General features: G+C 40.3%; 19 protein-coding genes. 12 read left to right on the top strand and 7 right to left on the bottom strand.

All coding sequences use genetic code 11. The features are described 5' to 3' along the window. Window position 1 precedes the first annotated feature (1 nt). On the bottom strand, window positions 2–712 hold the full coding sequence (locus QNH17_RS24905; RefSeq protein ID WP_283875795.1) for a DNA alkylation repair protein: 711 nt from the start codon (window positions 710–712) through the stop codon (window positions 2–4). Between the two features lie 151 nt (window positions 713–863). Between QNH17_RS24905 and QNH17_RS24900 the strand changes: the two genes are divergently transcribed. Further along, on the top strand, window positions 864–1,838 hold the full coding sequence (locus QNH17_RS24900) for a cation diffusion facilitator family transporter (protein WP_283875794.1): 975 nt from the start codon (window positions 864–866) through the stop codon (window positions 1,836–1,838). A 109-nt stretch (window positions 1,839–1,947) separates the two neighbouring features. Beyond that, complete coding sequence (locus tag QNH17_RS24895; RefSeq protein WP_283875793.1) at window positions 1,948–2,943, top strand: DUF3231 family protein; 996 nt, start codon at window positions 1,948–1,950, stop codon at window positions 2,941–2,943. 31 nt (window positions 2,944–2,974) lie between these two features. On the opposite strand, the gene QNH17_RS24890 is transcribed toward QNH17_RS24895, so the two are convergent. Continuing rightward, window positions 2,975–3,487 (bottom strand): acyl-CoA thioesterase, encoded by a 513-nt coding sequence (locus QNH17_RS24890; RefSeq protein WP_283875792.1) that lies wholly within the window; start codon window positions 3,485–3,487, stop codon window positions 2,975–2,977. Between the two features lie 124 nt (window positions 3,488–3,611). Here QNH17_RS24890 and nadE point away from each other — a divergent pair, with 124 nt between their 5' ends. From nadE to QNH17_RS24850, 8 genes are all read left to right on the top strand, one after another. Next, window positions 3,612–4,433 (top strand): NAD(+) synthase, encoded by an 822-nt coding sequence (nadE, locus tag QNH17_RS24885; protein WP_283875790.1) that lies wholly within the window; start codon window positions 3,612–3,614, stop codon window positions 4,431–4,433. A 223-nt stretch (window positions 4,434–4,656) separates the two neighbouring features. After that, entirely contained in the window at window positions 4,657–6,087 is a 1,431-nt protein-coding gene (locus QNH17_RS24880) for an amino acid permease (RefSeq protein ID WP_283875789.1), read from the top strand. Window positions 6,088–6,177: 90 nt separating this feature from the next. Beyond that, complete coding sequence (locus tag QNH17_RS24875; RefSeq protein WP_283875788.1) at window positions 6,178–7,008, top strand: amino acid ABC transporter substrate-binding protein; 831 nt, start codon at window positions 6,178–6,180, stop codon at window positions 7,006–7,008. Next, entirely contained in the window at window positions 6,995–7,693 is a 699-nt protein-coding gene (locus tag QNH17_RS24870; protein ID WP_283879595.1) for an amino acid ABC transporter permease, read from the top strand. Before QNH17_RS24875 ends, QNH17_RS24870 begins: the two co-directional genes overlap by 14 nt. A 15-nt stretch (window positions 7,694–7,708) precedes the next feature. Then, a complete protein-coding gene (locus QNH17_RS24865) occupies window positions 7,709–8,443 on the top strand; it encodes an amino acid ABC transporter ATP-binding protein (protein WP_283875787.1) in 735 nt (244 codons plus the stop codon). Window positions 8,444–8,686: 243 nt separating this feature from the next. After that, window positions 8,687–9,229: an NfeD family protein gene (locus tag QNH17_RS24860; protein WP_283875785.1), complete on the top strand. Its 543-nt coding sequence runs from the start codon at window positions 8,687–8,689 to the stop codon at window positions 9,227–9,229. A 14-nt stretch (window positions 9,230–9,243) separates the two neighbouring features. Next, a complete protein-coding gene (locus QNH17_RS24855) occupies window positions 9,244–10,761 on the top strand; it encodes a flotillin lipid rafts scaffold protein FloT (protein ID WP_283875783.1) in 1,518 nt (505 codons plus the stop codon). Window positions 10,762–11,196: 435 nt separating this feature from the next. Beyond that, entirely contained in the window at window positions 11,197–13,536 is a 2,340-nt protein-coding gene (locus QNH17_RS24850) for an immune inhibitor A domain-containing protein (protein ID WP_283879594.1), read from the top strand. Window positions 13,537–13,578: 42 nt separating this feature from the next. Here the strand turns inward: QNH17_RS24850 and QNH17_RS24845 are convergent, their stop codons facing one another. Beyond that, window positions 13,579–14,940, bottom strand: a complete 1,362-nt coding sequence (locus tag QNH17_RS24845) for a sensor histidine kinase (protein ID WP_283875781.1) — start codon at window positions 14,938–14,940, stop codon at window positions 13,579–13,581. A 350-nt stretch (window positions 14,941–15,290) separates the two neighbouring features. Here QNH17_RS24845 and QNH17_RS24840 point away from each other — a divergent pair, with 350 nt between their 5' ends. After that, a complete protein-coding gene (locus tag QNH17_RS24840) occupies window positions 15,291–16,001 on the top strand; it encodes a response regulator transcription factor (RefSeq protein ID WP_481858547.1) in 711 nt (236 codons plus the stop codon). Beyond that, window positions 15,979–17,352, top strand: coding sequence for an ATP-binding protein (locus QNH17_RS24835; RefSeq protein ID WP_283875779.1), 1,374 nt, complete (start codon window positions 15,979–15,981; stop codon window positions 17,350–17,352). The genes QNH17_RS24840 and QNH17_RS24835 overlap by 23 nt, the downstream gene beginning before the upstream one ends. A 60-nt stretch (window positions 17,353–17,412) precedes the next feature. On the opposite strand, the gene QNH17_RS24830 is transcribed toward QNH17_RS24835, so the two are convergent. The 4 genes from QNH17_RS24830 to QNH17_RS24815 all read right to left on the bottom strand — a co-directional run bounded on the left by QNH17_RS24830 (window position 17,413) and on the right by QNH17_RS24815 (window position 20,729). Continuing rightward, window positions 17,413–18,156 (bottom strand): ABC transporter ATP-binding protein, encoded by a 744-nt coding sequence (locus QNH17_RS24830; protein ID WP_283875777.1) that lies wholly within the window; start codon window positions 18,154–18,156, stop codon window positions 17,413–17,415. Next, window positions 18,153–18,851, bottom strand: coding sequence for an ABC transporter permease (locus QNH17_RS24825; RefSeq protein WP_283875775.1), 699 nt, complete (start codon window positions 18,849–18,851; stop codon window positions 18,153–18,155). Before QNH17_RS24825 ends, QNH17_RS24830 begins: the two co-directional genes overlap by 4 nt. 70 nt (window positions 18,852–18,921) lie before the next feature. Next, window positions 18,922–19,788 (bottom strand): ABC transporter substrate-binding protein, encoded by an 867-nt coding sequence (locus QNH17_RS24820; protein WP_283875774.1) that lies wholly within the window; start codon window positions 19,786–19,788, stop codon window positions 18,922–18,924. Beyond that, window positions 19,782–20,729: a helix-turn-helix transcriptional regulator gene (locus QNH17_RS24815; RefSeq protein ID WP_283875773.1), complete on the bottom strand. Its 948-nt coding sequence runs from the start codon at window positions 20,727–20,729 to the stop codon at window positions 19,782–19,784. Before QNH17_RS24815 ends, QNH17_RS24820 begins: the two co-directional genes overlap by 7 nt. Window positions 20,730–20,961 lie beyond the last annotated feature (232 nt).

Raw genomic sequence — 20,961 nt, 5'->3', positions numbered from 1 at the left:
TTTAACAAATACATGTTTTTCTTTTGACTCCAATTTTATTGCGGAGTTCGATTTTTTTTATGTAGTCATTGGCGATTGGGACTTTACAAGCTGTTTGACCGACATTCACATGAACCTTACCGATTTTTTTTGCGACTGTGACTGCTTCGTTATACAATGCCGTCACATAGGCACCTGTACTAATGACAAACCCATTCATTACATAGCGGACACGGTTTTTTTCTTCATGAATTGTGCTTTCAATTTGTTGAAGGAGGCCACGAATTTCCTCCATGTCGAGATTTTCGTCTGGTGTAATTGATATATAATTGGCATACGTATTCCAACCGCAGACGGCAATCATTTCTTCATTGGATTTCATCCATTCTCTTGCTAGATCTAGGGCATAAGGACTTTCAGCGGCAACTCCTGCTACCGTATATTCAGCAAGCATATACCAGTTTGCTTTCTTAACCCAATCTTGGAGTGTTTCTTTTTCCATCAACTTTGGATTCACAGAAAGACCTGCTAAATACATGGCATCATAGTTCCCTGTATTGTATAAGTCCAAAGCTAACTGGTGATCTTTTTTTACAAACTTAACGAGCTTTTTTAAATCACCTATCTTTACCCCAAACAAAGTACCCTCCTTTGCGCCGTGATTGATAAACGTTTTTTTGGTTTGTTCGGTCCCCAGTTCAGCAAGTTTCCACATGATTTCATCTAATGTCATTTCTCATCCTCCAATGGGTTGTTTATTGTATCATTTTATCATCAGTTTGGAACAATTTCCCTTCCTCGTTTTAAAAAGTTAGTTATAATGAAATAGGTTATTTTTGAAAATATTAAAGAAAATCAAACTTTATTTAGGAAAAGAGGATATAATGAGCGAACTTCTACAATTACTAAAACGCGGCAATAAATCTGCCTTATTGGCAGCAATCATTAATACGATTATTTCCATTATCAAAGGAATCGCCTTTATGTTTACAGGCAATGTTGCGATGTTTGCAGAAACGATGCACAGCCTTGGTGATGCTGCAAATCAGTTTTTTGTGTTTGTCGGCTCGGCCTTAAGTAAGAAGGCTCCAACCGAAAAATATCCCAATGGATTTGGCCGCTTAGTCAACCTTGTTCTTTTAGGTGCCGTATTAATCGTTGGAATTATGGCGTTTGAAACCATAAAAGAAGGGTACCACCATGTCATCCATCCGACAGAGTCTGGCGGTTTTATCATTAACCTGGTCGTTTTAGCTGTTGCCACCCTTCTTGAAACATTTGTTTTATTTAAAGCAATGAAAGAGATTTTACATGAGATTGACGTTGAAGCAAGTGGACTTCAAGTGTTTTCAAAAAGCTTTGCCAATTTGGGAAAAGCTAAACCTGCAACCAAACTGGTTTTTATGGAGGATCTAGTTGCCACCTTAGGTGGATTGTTAGCGATTATTGCCGTCGTTATTTCCCACTTTACAGCATTCCATCAAATTGAGGGACTCGCCTCCATGCTGATTGGAGCGATGATGTTCTTTGTTGTCGGAAAGGTCTTTTTAGATAATGCAGCAGGGGTCCTTGGTCAAGCAGATGAAGAAATGGAAAACAAAATTGGCACGCTTGTGATGGAAGATCCTGATGTTAAGGATATTCAAGGAATCACCGTCATTAAAGAGGGTGAGGACCTTCATGTGGAATTAGAAATTGAAGTAGATCCAAAATTAACGGTGGCTGCAGCTGATGATATTAAAGATCGATTAGAAGAAAAAATCATGGCAGAAAAAGGCGTCGTTGATGTGACGATTGAGATTGACGAGGAAGATGAAGTCATGACTTGGAAGGAACGCAGTGGATCAGCCGCAAATTAGAGATGCCTTGTAGTTAAATTATATGAACCTTCTTGCATCTTAACAGGACGAATAAAGCAGTTTTTAAGTGGAATTCTATTCTCTAAGGCTAATTTAGGGGGCACAAAGGGTGGAACACAAAATACGGTTAACTAGTGCGGAAATCGGAGGATTATGGGCTACGTATATTCTGGAGAATATGTCTGTTTGCTTGCTGATCTATTTTCTTCATCACAATCAAGATGAAGAGATAAAAAAAATTCTCCAACAGGCATATGAAATATCTGAAAGTCATATTCAGAAAATCACGGCCATTTTGAATGAGGAAGGCATTCCTATCCCTGATGGATTTTCTGAAAAAGATCTAAATTTATCAGCCCCGCCATTATTTTATGATATGTTTGGTCTAAGTTTTATTTATATGATGAGCCGCATGAGTATGATAAATACAGGATTTATAACAGCAAACGTAGCTAGAAAAGATGTGATGGATTTCTTTGTTACGATGGTCCAGCAAACTTCATTGTTATATCAAGAATCCACAAATCTTATGCTTTCGAAGGGAATCTATGACCGCCCGCCGATGATACCCTATCCGAATGATGTAGAATACATTGAAAAACTGTCTTATTTAAGTGGATTCGGGAAAAAAAGGCCGTTAAACGTGGCTGAAATTACAGAAATTCATTTTAATACGGAGCGGAATTATTTTTCAATCCTCCTATGTATGGGGTTACTACAAGTGGTATCAGACAAGGAGATTCATAATTATATTGAGGAAGGCAAGAAAATATCAGAAAAGCAAATAAAAACCTTCAATAATATCCTTATGAGAGAGGAGCTGCTCGGGAACGTGGCAACAAGTATGGAAGTGACGGATTCTACGGTTTCTCCTTTTTCAGAAAGGCTTGTGGTCACACTTTTCCATTCATTGAATGCTATAGACATTACCCTTATTGGGCATGCATTGTCATTGGCAATGAGAACAGATCTGGCTTCTTATTATCAAAAATACATTATAGATATAATGGTTTATTCAACTAAAGGTTTCAATCTTATGGTTGATCGTGGCTGGGCCCAACTGCCACCGCATGCACCAAGTCGAAGGGATCTCCAGAAATTATAAGGTTCGCGAACTTCGCGAACCTTTTTTGTGCTCATTCCCAAGGTTTATGTACTGTTAGTACGCTTGCTAGTTCTTTACTACTTTTTCTGTGTTCCTTCCGTTTGGCTGCTCTTTCTTTTCCCGTTTCAAACAGCTTTTTTTCTTCTTCTGTTTCTGGGATGATACTTGGGACCTTTGTCGGCTTGCCGTTGTCATCTAGTGCGACAAAGGTTAAAAAGGCGGTGGCGGCAATTTTTCTATCGCCTGACATGAGATTCTCCGCAATCACTTTGACGAAAATCTCCATCGATGAGGTTCCTGTCGAAGAAACAAACGTTTCAATGCAAACAGAATCCTTCGGTGTAATCGGACTAAGAAAGTCGACCGAATCAATTGAAGCCGTCACACACTCTGCCCGTGAATGTCTAACCGCAGAAATGGAGGCGATCATATCGATATCGCTGATTAACTTCCCGCCAAACAAGGTATTATGGTTATTTACATCATTAGGAAATATCCGGCTCGTTCTTACCACCCGAGACTCATTACATGTTTTTGCTTCCATCCTAATCCCTCCTGAATTGTCACTGTTAATTTACCCATTTTACTATTTTCTCACCGATTTAGTGAAATCTAAACATTTGTGGTACATTAGTTAATATATCGATTGTTTGTCAGGAGGTACAGTAATGAGTTTACAAGCACAGATTATGAAGGATTTAAATGTCAGTCCGACCATACAACCGCAAGAGGAAATTAGGAAAAGGATCGATTTCTTAAAAAATTACCTGTTAAAGACAAAGGCCAAGGGTTATGTGCTAGGTATAAGCGGGGGGCAGGATTCGACACTGGCTGGGCGGCTCGCCCAACTAGCAGTAGAAGAGCTGCGTAATGAAGGGACCGATGCTATGTTTATCGCTGTTCGTCTCCCATACGGTGTCCAGCAGGATGAGGAGGATGCTAAACGCTCGTTAGCCTTTATTCGCGCTGACCGTGAGACAGTCTTTAACATTAAATCCGCAGTAGATGAAGTCCAAAAAGAATATGATAACACCTATCAAGGCGCACCGTTAAGCGATTATCAAAAAGGAAATGTCAAGGCAAGGTTGAGAATGATTGCTCAATATGCAATTGGCGGCATGGAAGGTCTGCTTGTGATTGGCACGGACCATGCGGCGGAAGCAGTAACAGGATTCTATACGAAGTACGGTGATGGCGGGGCTGATATTCTTCCTCTGAGCGGCTTATCAAAGCGGCAAGGGAAAGTCCTATTAAAAGAGCTCGGTGCTGAAGAGTCTTTATATTTAAAAGTTCCTACAGCAGACCTTCTCGACCAAAAGCCTGGTCAGGCCGACGAAACAGAATTAGGGATTACCTATGATGAACTCGATGACTATTTGGAAGGGAAATCCGTTTCAAAAGAAGTCGCTGATAAAATAGAAAAGCGCTACCTAATGACAGAACATAAACGGCAACTGCCAACAACGATGTTCGATGAGTGGTGGAAATAATTAAAGACGGGAGACTGCTAAATAAGCAGTCTCTTTTTATATTCGAAAAATTTATGAGATGTTTGACTAATTCACCACTCTAATACTTTATTAGAATAAAATTTCCATTGACACAATCCTTTACTGGTTCTATATTTATAAAGCAAATTAATATTTATTCAACAAAATACTAAAAAGCATTATTTTAAAATAAATAACACGGATTAGAGAGAGGGATTACACCATGGGGAACGCTAATAAATTAGGATTTTGGGTATTAACCGCACTTGTTGTCGGAAACATGGTCGGGTCAGGGATATTTATGCTGCCAAGCTCACTTTCTGAAGCAGCTAGTCCTGCTGGTGTCATCTCAGCATGGCTAGTAACAGGACTTGGTGTATTAATGACCGCTCTTGTATTTGGTAATCTTGCGATCAGAAAACCAAATATAACGGGCGGTCCGCAAATTTATGCTAAGGAACTGTTTAAACCAGGATCCCATGCTTCCACTTTATCAGGTTTTATGTCCTCTTGGGGTTACTGGATTGGTAATCTCGCCGGGAATGTTGCGATGATTACAACCTTTGCGGGGTATCTATCAACCTTTTTCCCAATCCTAACAAGCCAAGCTAACTGGTTTACGATTGGCGGCTTTACACTTAAGGTCGGTAATGGATTAACGTTTCTTGTCTGTTCTCTGCTGCTTTGGGGAACTCACTTCATCATCCTGCGAGGAATCGAAAGTGCTGGGAAGATGAATTTTGTGGCAACAGCCGCTAAAGTTGCCGGATTTATTCTATTTATTCTTGTTGGGTTATTTGCCTTTGAAAAAAGCAATATTCTTCCGTTAATGGCTGTTAGAATGGACGAGGCCGGCCATGCGGTGGGAATGTTGAGTCAAGTGAACGGTGCTGCTGTAAATACATTATGGGCATTTATTGGGGTTGAATCTGCGGTCGTATTTGCTTCTCGTGCTCGAAAGCAAACCGATGTGAAAGGCGCTACCATCCTTGGATTATTTATTGCACTTGGTATCTACATCGGTATTAGTACTTTGACGATGGGAATGTTAGATCAAAACACTCTTATCCATTCAGATAAGCCCCTAATTGATGCTATTTCTTCTTTCTTAGGACCTATTGCCGGGAAAGTTTTAGCAGGGATTGGGTTGATCAGCTTATTTGGTTCAACGATTGGCTGGTTAATGCTAAGTGCAGAAGTCCCTTATCAAGCGGCAAAGCAAGGATTATTCATACCTGCTTTTAAAAAAGAAAACAAAAAGGGTCTGCCATTGTTTTCTATGATTGTCTCTAATGGTTTAGGTCAACTGTTTATCTTTTCAACGGTTTCAAAATCCATTTCTGATGCCTTTGGATTTGTCATAATCATTGCAACGTTATCTTACTTGGTACCTTACTTTATCTCCTCCATCTATCAGTTGAAATTAGTTGTAACCGGGGAGACATATAAAGGGGATCGTTCAAGAATTACAGACGGAATGATTGCCTTGCTTTCAACTATTTATTCAGTTTGGGTGATCATAGCAGGAACGGCAGATATTAAAACCTTCACCTACGGAATGATATTACTGGCGAGCGGCCTCCTCTTTTATGGACCACTGTTTAGACGAAAAAAGGAAGTAATTTCCGAACGTAAAAAAGCTTTATCAGCATAATATTATTTAACCTATCAGATCGCCTCTGATAGGTTTTATTTTGTAAATTAAGGGTAAAATAATGATAATTTCATTTAGGGGGTTACATCAATGAAAAAACTTACCATCATTTTTGCACTATTATTAAGCTTTATGTTAGTACTGTCAGCTTGCGGCAAGGATAATACCGATAAAGACACGAACAAAACTGACAACAAGAATAATGAAAAGGCAGAGAATGATTTATTGAAAAAGGTAAAAGATGATGGAACATTGTTAATTGGTACAGAAGGTACATACCCGCCATTCACTTACCATGATCCAAGTGGCAAACTAACTGGATTTGATGTGGAACTTGCGACAGAGGTAGCTAAACGAATTGGGGTAAAACCTGAATTTAAAGAAACACAATGGGATGCGATGTTTGCAGGACTAGATGCAAAGCGTTTTGATATGATTGCTAACGAAGTTGGAATTCGTCCTGACCGTCAGGAAAAGTATGATTTCTCTGATCCATATATTACGTCTGCAGGTGTATTGATTGCTCATAAGGATAACGATAAGGTGAAATCATTTGAAGATATTAAAGGATTAAATGCAGCTCAATCGTTGACAAGTAACTACGCGGATATGGCCAAGAAATATGGTGCTAAAATCGTTGGAGTGGATGGTTTCCAGCAAGCAGTTGAGCTCCTTGCTCAAAAACGTGTGGATGTGACGATTAACGATAAGCTTTCATTTTTAGACTATAAAAAACAAAAGCCGGATGCACCAATCAAGGTTGTGGCAACTGCTAATGATGCTTCTTCAAGCGGGTTCATGTTTAGAAAGAAAAGCGACACACTCGTAGACGAAGTCAACAAGGCGCTAAAAGAAATAGTTGACGATGGCACCTACAAAAAAATCTCTGAGAAATGGTTTGGTGAAGATGTACTTAAATAGTATTTTTGCTGACCCAGAAAGAATGGACAGGTTAATTGAGATTGCAAAGACTTCCCTCCAGCCACTGCTGGAGGGTGCTGTTATGAATACCATTCCATTAACCATCATTTCATTTATTATTGGGATCATTTTGGCTGTGCTAACCGCACTTGCCCGAATTTCTCAAGTAAAACTATTTCAAGGAATTGCCAGGGTATATGTTTCAGCCATTCGCGGCACACCATTACTTGTTCAGTTATTCATTATTTTTTATGGACTTCCTAATATAGGAGTTACCTTAGATCCCTTTATTTCCGCAGTCATTGGTTTTTCCCTAAGCGTTGGGGCCTATGCTTCAGAAATTATTCGGGCTGCGATTATCTCCATTCCGAAGGGACAATGGGAGGCAGCTTATTCGATTGGAATGACCTACACCCAGGCATTGAAAAGAATCATCTTGCCACAGGCAACAAGGGTATCTATACCGCCATTATCGAATTCTTTTATTAGTCTTGTAAAAGATACTTCTCTTGCATCAGTTGTCCTTGTAACAGAGATGTTTCGCCGGGCCCAAGAAATTGCTTCAACCACTTATGAATTTTTATTGGTATATGTAGAAGCAGCGTTAATTTATTGGGTTATTTGTTTTTTCCTCTCGATCTTGCAAGGGTCCTTGGAAAAGAGAATGGACCGGTACACGTCTTAATGAGGGAGTTATTCAATGATTTCAATTAAAGGATTATATAAGCAATTTGGTCAATTAGAAGTCTTAAAAGGAATTGACCTTCTCGTTGAAAAAGGAAAAGTGGTTGTTGTCATCGGTCCATCCGGCTCAGGTAAGACCACGATGCTGCGTTGTTTGAATGTTCTCGAAACTCCGAATCAAGGAGTCATTTCCATAGAGGGACAAAGCTTGGACTTCTCGAAAAATGTACAAAAAAAACAAATCGCCTCGTTTCGGCGCCTAACAGGAATGGTTTTTCAAAGCTATAATCTGTTCCCACACAAAACTGCTCTTCAAAACGTTATGGAAGGGCCGATCATTGTCAAAGGGGAGAGTAAAGAGGATGCACGGAAAAAAGCCCAGGCACTCCTTGAAAAGGTTGGACTAGGTGATAAGCAGGATTATTTTCCCGCACAACTTTCCGGCGGTCAGCAGCAACGTGTGGGTATTGCCCGGGCACTTGCGATGGAGCCGGAAGTGATGCTCTTTGATGAGCCAACTTCAGCACTTGACCCCGAACTTGTCGGTGAGGTGTTAAAAGTCATGAAAGACCTGGCAAGAGAAGGAATGACGATGATTGTGGTGACCCATGAAATGCGTTTTGCCCGTGAAGCGGCAGATGAAGTTATTTTTATGGATCAAGGTGTGATTGTCGAGAGGAACAAGCCAGAAGAAATCTTTACCAATCCAAAAGAAGAACGAACGAGGAAGTTCTTGAATATGATTCAATAAGGTGTTGTAGCTAAATGCTATGGCACTTTTTTATTTTGTAGAACAATAGTCTGTTTTGCTTGGCAGGATTTTCGACAAGCATTATCAAAATTATAAGTGAAACAGGAAAATTTTAGTAAAAAATGAAACTTTTTCATTATTCAACCGTATGAAAGGTAGATACATAAGAAGGGATGGATGCATATGGATGAGGAGTGGTGTTCGTAAAAAAGAACTTTAAATGAAAAAGAAGGATGGATGCGCATGGAACCATTCAGTATTCCTTTAGAAACGATTTATTTATATGGATTAATTATCTCGGGAGTAATCACAGTTTTATATGTTTTATTTGCCGATGTTTTTCATTTTCATGGGGCTGGAGATGGATTCGATTTTCTAAATCCTGTCTTAATTTTTGCTTTCATGACCATTCTGTCAGCAAGCGGTTATCTGTTTGAACGGCTCTCATCTATTCACTATTTACTGATTTTAGGCATATCCGCCGCGATAGCCTTCATTGTTGTGACATTACTAAATGTCTTTGTGCTCATCCCGCTCTCGTCTGCCGAGGAATCGCTTGTTTATAAAGAATCAGACTTGCGGGGCCGAGTTGGGACGGTCATTACGACTATTCCTGTTGACGGCTTTGGCGAAGTGATGATTGACAGTACCAGTGGCAGAATAGCGAAGCCGGCATCAAGTTTTGATGGTGACCTTATCGAGAGTGGCACAAAAGTGTTGATTGTACAGATAGAAAATGGCGTCCTGCAAGTGACGGTTCATCATCAACTAGAAAGTTTTTTATAGGGGGGTTTTAAAAGATGGAATTCAATATTATATGGGTAATCATTGGAATTGTTGCACTTATTCTTTTAGCTTTAATTGGCGTTTTTATCACAAAATACAGAACGGCCGGACCGGATGAGGCCTTGATCGTGACAGGCAGCTTCCTTGGCAATGGAAATGTCCACGTTGATGAGTCTGGGAATAAAGTGAAAATTATCCGCGGCGGCGGTACGTTTATTTTGCCAGTTTTCCAACAGGCAAAACCGCTAAGCTTACTATCTAGTAAACTGGAAGTAACGACTCCCGAGGTTTATACTGAGCAGGGTGTGCCCGTTATGGCCGATGGGGTAGCTATTATTAAAATTGGCGGGTCTATTAGTGAAATTGCGACGGCCGCAGAACAGTTCCTCGGCAAACCAAAGGAAGACCGTGAGAATGAGGCAAGAGAAGTCCTAGAAGGACATCTGCGGTCGATCCTTGGCTCGATGACCGTAGAAGAAATCTATAAAAACCGTGATAAATTCTCTCAAGAGGTCCAAAGGGTTGCCTCACAGGATCTTGCCAAAATGGGCTTGGTGATTGTGTCATTTACGATTAAAGACGTCCGGGATAAAAATGGTTACTTGGACTCACTTGGTAAACCGCGGATTGCTCAAGTGAAAAGAGACGCGGATATCGCAACAGCGGAAGCAGAAAAAGAAACTCGTATTAAAAAGGCAGAGGCAGCTAAAGAAGCCAAACGCAATGAATTAGAGCGGGCCACAGAAATTGCCGAGGCGGAAAAAGTCAATCAGTTAAAAGTGGCTGAATTTAGACGTGAACAAGATATTGCCAGAGCACGCGCTGACCAAGCATACGATTTGGAAACAGCTAGGTCCAAACAAGATGTCATGGAACAAGAAATGCAAATTAAGATTATTGAAAGACAAAAACAAATTGAATTAGAAGAAAAAGAAATTCAACGCCGTGAACGTCAATATGATTCGGAAGTGAAGAAAAAGGCTGATGCTGACCGTTATTCCGTCGAACAATCGGCCGCTGCAAATAAAGCAAAAGAAATTGCCGCAGCTGAGGCCAATAAGTATCGGATTGAAGCCATGGCAAAAGCAGAGGCTGAACGGATTCGCTTGGATGGTTTAGCCAAAGCAGAAGCGGAAAAAGCACAAGGGGCGACTGAAGCAGAAATTATCCGCCTCAAAGGTTTAGCTGAAGCCGAAGCGAAAGAAAAAATCGCTGAAGCATTCGAGCAATTTGGTCAGGCCGCAATCCTAGACATGATTATCAAAATGCTGCCAGAATATGCAAAGCAAGTAGCAAGCCCTCTGTCCAATATTGATAAAATTACCGTTGTCGATACCGGTGGATCTGGTGAAAATGGCGGTGCAAACAAAATTACAGGCTATGCAACGAACTTGATGGCGAGTCTGCAGGAATCATTAAAAGCCTCAAGTGGGATTGATGTAAAAGAACTGATTGAGAACTACTCTGGAAAAGGAAATGTTAAAAAAAGCATTGAGGAATTAACTGATGAATTTAAGAAAAAAGCTGAATAATTAACTCAAAAAAACCTTATCAAAATGATGATAAGGTTTTTTTTTGATGAGTTTTTCATTTTATAAGAGGAATTAAATATATTGGTAGGTTTCGATAGGTCTTTTTACTTAAATTTCGGTTGCCGAAACTTACGTTTTCTGTAGTGATTTTCAAACGACATGAAAAATAAGGATGAAAGGCATATTTAATAACTCTTTTTCTGGGTTTAAATGCGTATTTAAAAATCCTCTTATTATATTTATTAGGTACAATATAATGGTTAATATAAGTATTTTTCACTAAATTAAGACTATTTACAATTTTCGCGCTAATTTGATAAACTAGCAAAGCACCGTTCATAGAGTAGAACGATGTAAATATAAAAAAATTAGGGGGTTTAAGATTTGAAAAAGAAAACCACTTTAAAGGTCTTATCCAGCCTCGCTGCTAGTACAATGGTAGCTACTACCATGTTCGCGGGCGCATTCGCTGGAAGCACGGTTGCACCAAAACCGGCATCTGCAGCAACAACAGTTGCATCAGCTCCAATCGATTTAAATATTGTTGATATCGATCGACTAGGTGCAGCTTTGCAAAAAAGAGGACTTATTGCGAAGAATGCATCTAAAGAAGAGATTACAAAAGCAGCAAAAGCCTACATAAAGAAAAAGCAGGGTGAAAAGCCAGGTAAAACTGATAAAGCCCTAACCAAAGAACAAAAAGCTTTTGATAAAAAAGCAAAGGACTTTGTTACAAAGCAAAAGGACAAGCTTGCTAAGCAACTTGCAAAAGGCCATGAAAACTTTAAAAAGGGTAAGCCAACGGGAGCTGTGAAAGTAGATTCTGCTAAACAGGCTGGTTATAACGGCGATGTTAGAACAGATGAAGTACTAGTGCTTCTAGTAGAGTATGCTGACTTTAAGCACAACAATATCGAGCAAGAACCAGGATATATGTATGCAGATGACTTCAACAAAGAGCATTACGAAAAGATGTTGTTTGGTGACGAGGATTTCACCCTTTTCAATGGTGATAAAATTAAAACCTTTAAACAATATTATGAAGAGCAGTCTGGTGGAAGCTACACAGTGGATGGAACTGTATCTGATTGGCTGACAGTACCAGGGAATGCAGCGGATTACGGTTTAGATAGCGGCAGCGGACATGATAATGCAGCTGGAACAAAAGGGCCACGTGGTCTTGTAAAGGATGCACTGAATGCAGCTGTTGCGAAAGGAATCAATTTAGCAGATTATGATAAATTTGATCTTTACGATTTAGATGGAGACGGTAATCAAAACGAGCCGGACGGCTTAGTCGACCACTTAATGGTACTCCATGCCGGTGTTGGACAAGAAGCTGGCGGCGGAGAATTAGGCGATAACGCAATCTGGTCACACCGTTGGACATTAAATGGTGTTTATCCAGTTGCCAATACAACTGCATTAGTAAATTACTGGGGCGGTAAAATGGCTGCCTACGACTACACAATCGAGCCAGAAGATGGAGCAGTCGGAGTATTCGCTCACGAATTTGGTCATGACTTAGGTGCTCCTGATGAGTATGACACTCAATATACTGGTCATGGTGATACTGTTGAACAATGGTCAATCATGAGCGGCGGAAGCTGGAGCGGTAACATCGCCGGTACCCAGCCACCAAGCTTCTCACCACAAGTGAAAGAATTCTATCAAAAAACAATTGGCGGAAATTGGGCTAATATAACTGAAGTAAACTATGAAGATATCGATAAAAATGGTCTTGCAGCTGTTATCGACCAGAGTGTAACAAAATCTAAGAATCCTGGTATTGTAAAAGTAAACCTTCCTAATAAAAAGGTTCCAGGTATTACTCCTGGGTTTGGTGCAAAGTACTATTATAGTACTAAAGGGGATGACCTTGATACAGTACTAGAAACCCCAGTGTTTGATTTAACAGGTGCTACATCCGCAACATTCGATTACAAGCAGTGGTACGAAGTCGAAACTGACTATGATTACCTAACTGTAAATGCAGTAACTGAAGATGGGAAGAGTGTAGAACTTGACCTCATTGGTGATGAAGACACTGAAGGCGGTTTAGATACATCAAAAGGCGAATGGCTAGGCAAATCTCTTGACCTAAGCCAATTTGCAGGTAAAAAGGTAAAATTAGTGTTTGAATATGTTACAGACGGCGGGCTTGCTCCAAACGGATTTGCGCTTGATAATCTTCAATTAACAGTGGATGGCAATGTGACATTCTCTGATGATGCAGAAGGTGAAGCAAAAGTAACATTAAACGGTTTCGAAATATCTGACGGCTGGATTAACAAGCCTCACTACTACTACCTGGAGTGGAGAAACTATGCTGGTTCTGATACAGCACTGCAATTCTCTCGTGGAGTAAAATATAATACTGGTTTAGTAGTTTGGTATGGTGATGACACGTTTACTGATAACTGGACTGGCGTTCACCCTGGTGAAGGATTCCTAAATGTGGTAGATGCACACCCTGAGGCAATTATCGGTACGTTAGCTGGCAAACCATCTATTAATCAAAGTGTAAGATACCAAGTTGCAGATGCAGCCTTCTCACTAGATAAGGCACCTGCATGGTATATTGATTCTCCAACTCGTGGAATCTATGATTACAAAGGTCTTCCAGGTGTAACGGAATTTGATTCAACTAAGTCTTATATCAACACAATTATTCCTGATGCTGGTGTTAAAGTTCCAGCACAGTACCCAATCAAGTTCCAAGTCATTGGCGAAGCAAAAGACAACTCTGCTGGTGCGGTTTGGATCCATAAATAAAGACTAAGAAAGACACCGGGCATGCCTGGTGTCTTTTATCTGTTATAAAGTAATCTCAAATGAAGTCCCCATATTCGGGTTGCTCGTTACCTTTATCGTACCTCCATGTGCCTCGACTAACTGTTTGACGATTGAGAGTCCAAGACCCGTTCCGCCAAGGGCACGCGTTCTTGATTTGTCGACACGATAAAACCGTTCAAAAATACGTGGTAAATCTTCCGCCGGAATGCCTTTTCCTTCATCTTGAATTCTAATTTGAACTTTTCCACTGCTATTTGTGACCTCCATACGGATGGTTGTATACGGTTCAGAATACTTTCGTGCATTATCAATGAGATTGAGAATGACCTGCTCGAATCGTATGGGATCAAGAGACATATAAAGGGAATCTGAGCATTCAAGCACTAGTTCCATTTGAAGTTCTTTAAGAGCAGGAGTTACTTTTTCAAGAATGCTCTGAAGATAAGGACGTAAATGAACCTCTACCTTCTCAATCGAAAAAGAATTTTCATCCATTTTTGCGAGATGGAATAGCTCCTTCACTAATTTCGATAGTTTGCCAGTTTCCTCAACAATAATACTTAAATATTTCTCTCTGTCCTCATGAATCGTTTCTGGCCGGCGGGCAATGTCCGCATATCCCTTAATATAGGTTAGCGGTGTGCGGAGTTCGTGCGAGATGCTGGCGAGAAATTCATTTCGTTCATTTTTTAGAATTTCTAAATCGCTTGCTAATACCTTAATCGATTCCCCAAGTTCACCGATTTCGTCCTTGCCAATCTTCGGTAGAGACAAGGAAAAATCGCCCTTGCTGATTCGTTTGGTGGCTTCACTCATTTGAATCAGCGGTTGGGTGACATACCTTGTTAAAGTGAAAATGATAATAATCATGAACATCAGGGAAATCAGACCAGCAATCAGGAAATGCTGGTTTAATCCCGAAATCAACTCTTTGATTTTTTGGGTGTTTTGAAACATATAGACATATCCGGTAATCGTATGGTCAACCATTACTGGACTAATTGACGCGATATAGGCCGCATGTTTCCAATCATCTTCTAAAATTAATCCGGCGTGCGGAACTTGTTTTTGCTTAGTACTCATAATCCTTTTCATATCATCTGTCACTCGATTGGAAGACATATAAATGGTTCCATCCGGTTTGGTTAAAATCACCTGTGTATCCGTCCGCGCCTCCATCATGGCAATGTGCCGCATCGTTTCATCATGAAAAGAAGCCTCAAGGATTTCGCGGTGATTATTTCCGCGTGTCTGGAGGGAAGTTAGCTCGTCATGCACCCGGGAATGAATGATATTATTATGCAAAAAAATCATTGAAATGCCTTCTAGTATAAAAATCGCTAGAAAGAAAAGAACGCCAATCTTGATTGATATTTTATTCATAAAAACGACACCTCACTCCTATAGCATACTATAACGTTTGTATTAAAAGAGCTTCATATTGTAGCAAATTTTTTAAATAAAAAAAGGAGGCGCCCCACCGTTGGGACGCCCGAACTATATAAAAAAGAGAGGTAAAATTTGGGATGAGTAAGATGGCTTTGAACCATGTACTTCATCAAAGAGGCGATCACTACAAACTTGGGAGTCCTTCTAGTAATCGCCTCTTCCTAACTACACCCCCATCTTACAAAGAAAAATTGAAGATGTTATGAAGAACTTGTGGTGAATTTGTGAAGTTACAAACATCACAGACTCGAAATGATATATTTAATATGTGGGGAGTGGTAAAAGTGAAAATACTATTAGTAGATGATGAACGTAGAATTATAGAAGTTCTTGAAGCCTATTTAGTAAGAGAAGGTTATGAAATTCATAGCGCCGATAATGGAATTGATGCGTTGAAAAAAGTAAAAACAGTAACCCCCGACTTAATTATATTAGATTTAATGCTGCCGGACATTTCTGGTGAAGAAGTCTGCCGTCTCGTGCGAAAAGAGTCAGATGTGCCGATTCTCATGTTGACAGCCAAATCAGCAGAAGATGACCGGATCAACGGAATTGTAATGGGGGCGGATGATTATTTAACAAAACCGTTTAGCCCGCGCGAAGTCGTTGTACGCGTGCAAGCAATTTTAAGACGTGTAAAAAAGACAGAGAAAGTGGAACGACTTGAATTCAATCGCAAAAAGCTGGTCATCGACTTAATAAAAAAAGACGTGACCGCAAACGGAGACTCGATTACTTTAACACCAATCGAATACAAGCTACTAACTAATATGGCGGTGAATCCAGGCCGGGTATACAGCCGGATGGATTTGCTCGAAAAGATACAGGATGAAGGCATGTATTATGAAGGCTATGAACGCAGTGTTGATACCCATATCAAAAACCTCCGGAAGAAAATCGAACGAGATTCACGACAGCCAGATTTTATCGTGACTGTTTTCGGAATGGGCTACAAATTTGGAGGGGTATTAGATGCTGCAAACGCTCCGGTCTAAGATTCTTTTTTACTTACTACTTATCTCGATGATTGCGATCGTCATTGTTAGCTTTTTTATCCAATATGGATTTGAGGAAAGTTTTAACAGCTACTTGGATCGAAATCGGGAAAAAAAGATTGACCGAATTATTACGGAAATTGAAAAGGATTATAAAAAAAATGGCCACTTTACCAGCGATCCCGTATTTGGCCTCTTGCATGAACATGCTATGACCGAGCAGCTGTATTTCCAACTGTATGACCACTTAGGCCAATTGCAAATGGATTCATCCAACATCCGCGGCATGCTCAACAGCTTCGGGTTAACAGAACCTGCTCCAAATGGGGAAGAGTGGCATTCTATGACCTATACGCTGAGGGTAAATAATCAGGTTATTGGAAAACTTGTCGCTATTTATCCAAAGGGGTTGATTGATGATGAAAATACGTTTATCCAAACGATTCAATTATACATTTATGCAGCCGTTTGCTTGACGATTGTGTTAGCGATTGTTTTTAGTATGCTGTTTTCAAAAAAGCTCACCTCAGGGTTACAAAAGTTATCGTTTGCGGCAAATGAACTGCAGCATCATAATCTTGATATTCGGATTCCATTATCGGGATTGCCAACCGAGGTAAAGGATATTGCAATCTCCTTTAATAATCTGGCGGTGTCGTTAGCAAAAGAAGAAAACCTAAGAAAGCATTTTACCGGTGATTTGGCCCATGAACTCCGTACACCGCTTGCGACTTTGAGAAGCCAAATCGAAGCATTTCAGGACGGGATTTGGGAGCCGACACCGCAGCGGTTACAGACCACACATGAAGAATTAATGCGCTTAGTTAGACTGGTTAATGAATTAGAAAAATTGCTTGCAGCTGAAAATCCGCAGATGAGGCTGGAGAAAATTGAATTAGATGCAGGAAGTGTGTTGGCGGCTTTATATGAGATGTTCTTGCCCTTGTTTAAAGAAAAGGGCGTTTATCTTCAAATCATCCAACCTGCCGAGGACGAATTATTTGAAGCAGACAAGGATCGCTTAATGCAAATCTTATCTAACATCCTTAATAATGCCCTAAAGTATACACCGGAAGGAAAAAATGTCACCCTTTCAGTAAAAACGGAAATGGACGGCTATGTCGGCTTTTGCATCCAAGATGAAGGTTCAGGAATGGCAGAAGATGATATTCCGCATATCTTCGAACGTTTCTATCGTGGTGATAAATCACGTGATCGTAAAACCGGAGGGGTAGGGATTGGGCTCTCGATTGTCAAAGCTTTAATGGATGCGCATAAAGGTGTCATTAAAGTAAAAAGCAGGCTGAATAAGGGAACGGGCGTTACCTTGTGGTTTCCGCAAGAAGATTAGCACAAACCATAAAAAGGCCTCTGCATCATGCAGGGGCCTTTTGTGGATTTCCCACTTTTATTAACGGGCAACAGGGTAAAACTTTTTCCATTCGTTTAAAAAGGGAGCAGTGGAGGAATTGGGTTGTTCTAGAACACGCTGCGTTGGTCCTACTTGCTTCACTTCCCCATTAACAATAATCGCCAACCGGTTGGTAAGATAGTTAATCTCCATCAAATCATGGCTGACAAACACTGCGGTGGTTTGTGCAGCTTCGATAATTCCCTTAAAATCCTCCATCAATTTAATTTTCGTTGGAAAGTCTAATGCAGAAAAAGGTTCATCCAGAAACAAAATTTCCGGTTCTACAATCATTGCCCGTGCTAGGTTGACCCGTTGTGCTTCACCGCCTGATAAATAGAGGGCATTTTTTTTCGCAAGATGACTAACTCCAAACAAGTCCATCCATTGTTCCACTTTTTCTTTAATAATCGATTTAGGTACCTTCCGTAAGGTTAAACCAATCGCAATGTTTTGAAAAACCGTTCCGTCTAATAGTAAGGATTGCTGAAGGGCAATCGAGAATTTCCTCCGTAATTCCAGCGGAGCATTTCCCTGCGGAACTGCTTGTCCTCGGTAAAAAAGGTCGCCACTTGTTTGTTGATCTAGAAAGGCCAGCAATTTAAGCAGCGTACTTTTTCCAGCGCCATTTGGTCCCATAATGCCAAGGAATTCTCCCGTCCCAATCTGGAAGTTAGGAATATCAAGAATCGTTTTACTTTGCGCTTGATAGGTAAGATTTTTCAACTCGAGTAACGGGCTCATGATATTCGCTTCCTTTGCTGTAAGTAGGTTAATGCTGCTGTAATTAAGAGGGCAACCGATAATAAAATAAACGATAGTGCTAAGGCAATATCGAAGTTTCCTTTTGAAACCTCCATCACAATCGTTGTTGTTAAAATGCGCGTGTCCCCTTGAATATTACCACCGACCATCATCGCGGCACCAACCTCAGCAATGACCCGGCCAAAGCCAGCCATAACCGCCGCCAATATCGCAATTTTTAATTGTTTGATGAGAATCATTAGGGTTTGCAGTTTTGTTGCGCCAAGTGCTTTAATCTGGAGGAGCATTTTTTCACTGATTTGTTGAAAAGCGGAACAGGTCAAGCTTGTGACGATGGGCAAGCTGACGAGCACCTGAGCCATAACAATCGCTGTAGGTGAATAGAGCAGTGTGAGGTCGCCTAATGGGCCTGAGCGCCATAACAGCATCGTAATCCAAAGGCCGGCAACGACGGGTGGCAGCCCTAATCCAATATTGATGAACAGCAATAGAACTCTGCGCCCTCTGAATCTAGTTAATCCAAGAAATATACCTAGCGGCAATCCGATCAGGGTACTAATCAGAATGGAACATAGACAAACTTTTAGCGTCAGCCAAGTAATCGCTAATACTTCGGGCTCACCAGAAAGGATCATGTCAATTGCTTTTTTTAGTCCATCAATGAGTAATTCCATCTCAAGTGCCTCCAGGTTTAGCTTTAGCTGCAAAAACAGAAGGACCCTTGTAAAAGGGCCTCCATGTCAACTACTCTGTATATTTTTTGAATAAGGATTGGCCAAATTCTTTCTTACCGAATTCTTCAATCACATCTTGGGTTTTCGGATCTACCATAAATTCTACAAATTTTTCAGCATCTTTGCTATTAATTTTATCATGTTTTTCTGGATTTACTTGCATTACATGATAGATGTTCATTAAATCCTTGCCGCCTTCAACGACGATTTGAAGGGTGTCTAAATTTTTCTCTTGGGCAAGCCATGTAGCGCGGTCGGTTAAGACATAACCTTTTTTCTCTGCGGCTACTTGTAAGGTTTGACCCATCCCTTGTCCTGTTGACACATACCATTCGCCAGCAGGTTTAATGGCATTTGCATCCCAAATTCCAAGTTCTTTCTTGTGTGTACCAGAATCATCACCGCGAGAAACAAACGTAGCTTTAGATTCAGCTAATTTTTTGAAAGCCGCGTTGATGTTATCACCGCTAACGCCAGCTGGATTTTCCTTTGGTCCTACTAAAATAAAATCATTGTACATGACGCGTTTATAGTTAATCGCATCGCCTGCATCGACCACTGCTTTTTCAGCTGCTGGAGCATGAACTAGAAGGGCATCTGCTTCCCCTTTTGTCCCCATTTCTAATGCTTGTCCAGTCCCTACGGCAATTGTTTTAACTTTTACGTTATTTTCTTTTTCGAACATAGGAATGATTTCGTCAAGTAAGCCGCTGTCCTGTGTGCTTGTAGTTGTTGCTAGAATCATTTCAGTTGGTGCAGCTTTAGGTTCTTCTTTTTTTACTTTTTCTGCTGAATCTTTTGAGGCAGCATTTCCGCAGGCTGCTAAAACTAATAGTATCATCGCGAATAAGAAAGAAAGATAACGATTTTTTAACATGTGGTTGTATCCTCCGTTTGACTAGTTTGATAAGTGATTTTACCTAATTCAGAAATATCGTATCCTTCTAGATTCGTTAAACTATCTTTGAAACTAGTTGATTGTAAATACTGAATGAGGTCTGTTAAGCTTTGTTTATTTTCAGCGGTAAAGCGGAAAACCAAATCAAAATTTTCTTTAGCGACAGGGATAAAGTCCAGTCCTAAATGGCTGGCAGCCGACTGAATTCCAAAGGCTGTATCTGCCATGCCCCTGCTTATATAGGAAGCGGCAGATAAATGGTTCCATTCTTCCGTACTATAGCCATTGATTTTACTAGGATCAATGCCGTAACTAGAAAGCTTTGAGTCTAGTAAGAAACGTGTACCTGCTCCTTTTTGGCGATTTACAAATTGAACATCACTTCTCGTTAAGTCAGGAAAATCCTGAATGTTTTTCGGGTTGCCATTCGCGACAATAAAGCCTTGCTGTCTTGCTGCCAATCTAAGCACGAGAATGGATTCATAAATAAACAATTGATGGATAAATGGTAAGTTATATTCTTGTGAGTTTGGATCCAAAAGATGTATCGCAGCAACATCACATTGACCCCGGTATAACATCATTAACCCTTCGAGGCTGCCAATGTAGGATGGCTGAATTTGCAAGTTTAAGGTAGTTGCTGCTTGTTTCGCGAAATGTTCAACGAGAAAATCGTGACTGCCAGATAGTCGGATTGATGGGGCCGGATTACTGGGTGCCCCAGTTGGTTCTGTTGGATTTTTTTTAGCAGGAGCTTTTGTATTGTTTTTAAATCTTTCAAGCTCTGCATGTTCAATTCTCATTTTGTTGCCAATCTTGAATGCCTGGAGTTCACCTCTCTTAATTAGCTCATAAACCGTATGTTTTGAGATTTGAAAGAGTTGGGCCACCTCATCGGGAGTATAAGCTTTTTCTTCCATAAGACACCCTCCTTTTTCCATTTTTTATTTTATAAAAAGAATAGCATACTAAAAGTGACTTTTGTTAAGTATTGTTAATTTTCGTTAAGTTTTGTTTGGAATTGTCAAGATTTGTTCAATTAAGCAGGCAGTTTTCACATTAAATTCATAAATTTCACGGATTGTTCATTCGTGAGCAAAGAAGTTTATTGTACTATAGAAATAGAAGAAAATATTGTAGGGTAAGGAAAGG

This window comes from Neobacillus sp. SuZ13, assembly GCF_030123365.1.
GTDB lineage: Bacteria > Bacillota > Bacilli > Bacillales > Cytobacillaceae > Neobacillus.
The sequence above is the reverse complement of the archived record's forward strand: the minus strand, read 5'-3'. Positions and strand labels throughout refer to the sequence as shown.

Excerpts from the sequence above, each read along its gene's own strand:
- QNH17_RS24905 (WP_283875795.1), bottom strand. The coding sequence starts at position 712 with ATGACATTAGATGAAATCATGTGGAAACTTGCTGAACTGGGGACCGAA.
- QNH17_RS24900 (WP_283875794.1), top strand. The coding sequence starts at position 864 with ATGAGCGAACTTCTACAATTACTAAAACGCGGCAATAAATCTGCCTTA.
- QNH17_RS24890 (WP_283875792.1), bottom strand. The coding sequence starts at position 3,487 with ATGGAAGCAAAAACATGTAATGAGTCTCGGGTGGTAAGAACGAGCCGG.
- nadE (WP_283875790.1), top strand. The coding sequence starts at position 3,612 with ATGAGTTTACAAGCACAGATTATGAAGGATTTAAATGTCAGTCCGACC.
- QNH17_RS24880 (WP_283875789.1), top strand. The coding sequence starts at position 4,657 with ATGGGGAACGCTAATAAATTAGGATTTTGGGTATTAACCGCACTTGTT.
- QNH17_RS24875 (WP_283875788.1), top strand. The coding sequence starts at position 6,178 with ATGAAAAAACTTACCATCATTTTTGCACTATTATTAAGCTTTATGTTA.
- QNH17_RS24870 (WP_283879595.1), top strand. The coding sequence starts at position 6,995 with ATGTACTTAAATAGTATTTTTGCTGACCCAGAAAGAATGGACAGGTTA.
- QNH17_RS24865 (WP_283875787.1), top strand. The coding sequence starts at position 7,709 with ATGATTTCAATTAAAGGATTATATAAGCAATTTGGTCAATTAGAAGTC.
- QNH17_RS24860 (WP_283875785.1), top strand. The coding sequence starts at position 8,687 with ATGGAACCATTCAGTATTCCTTTAGAAACGATTTATTTATATGGATTA.
- QNH17_RS24855 (WP_283875783.1), top strand. The coding sequence starts at position 9,244 with ATGGAATTCAATATTATATGGGTAATCATTGGAATTGTTGCACTTATT.
- QNH17_RS24850 (WP_283879594.1), top strand. The coding sequence starts at position 11,197 with ATGGTAGCTACTACCATGTTCGCGGGCGCATTCGCTGGAAGCACGGTT.
- QNH17_RS24845 (WP_283875781.1), bottom strand. The coding sequence starts at position 14,940 with ATGAATAAAATATCAATCAAGATTGGCGTTCTTTTCTTTCTAGCGATT.
- QNH17_RS24835 (WP_283875779.1), top strand. The coding sequence starts at position 15,979 with ATGCTGCAAACGCTCCGGTCTAAGATTCTTTTTTACTTACTACTTATC.
- QNH17_RS24830 (WP_283875777.1), bottom strand. The coding sequence starts at position 18,156 with ATGAGCCCGTTACTCGAGTTGAAAAATCTTACCTATCAAGCGCAAAGT.
- QNH17_RS24825 (WP_283875775.1), bottom strand. The coding sequence starts at position 18,851 with ATGGAATTACTCATTGATGGACTAAAAAAAGCAATTGACATGATCCTT.
- QNH17_RS24820 (WP_283875774.1), bottom strand. The coding sequence starts at position 19,788 with ATGTTAAAAAATCGTTATCTTTCTTTCTTATTCGCGATGATACTATTA.
- QNH17_RS24815 (WP_283875773.1), bottom strand. The coding sequence starts at position 20,729 with ATGGAAGAAAAAGCTTATACTCCCGATGAGGTGGCCCAACTCTTTCAA.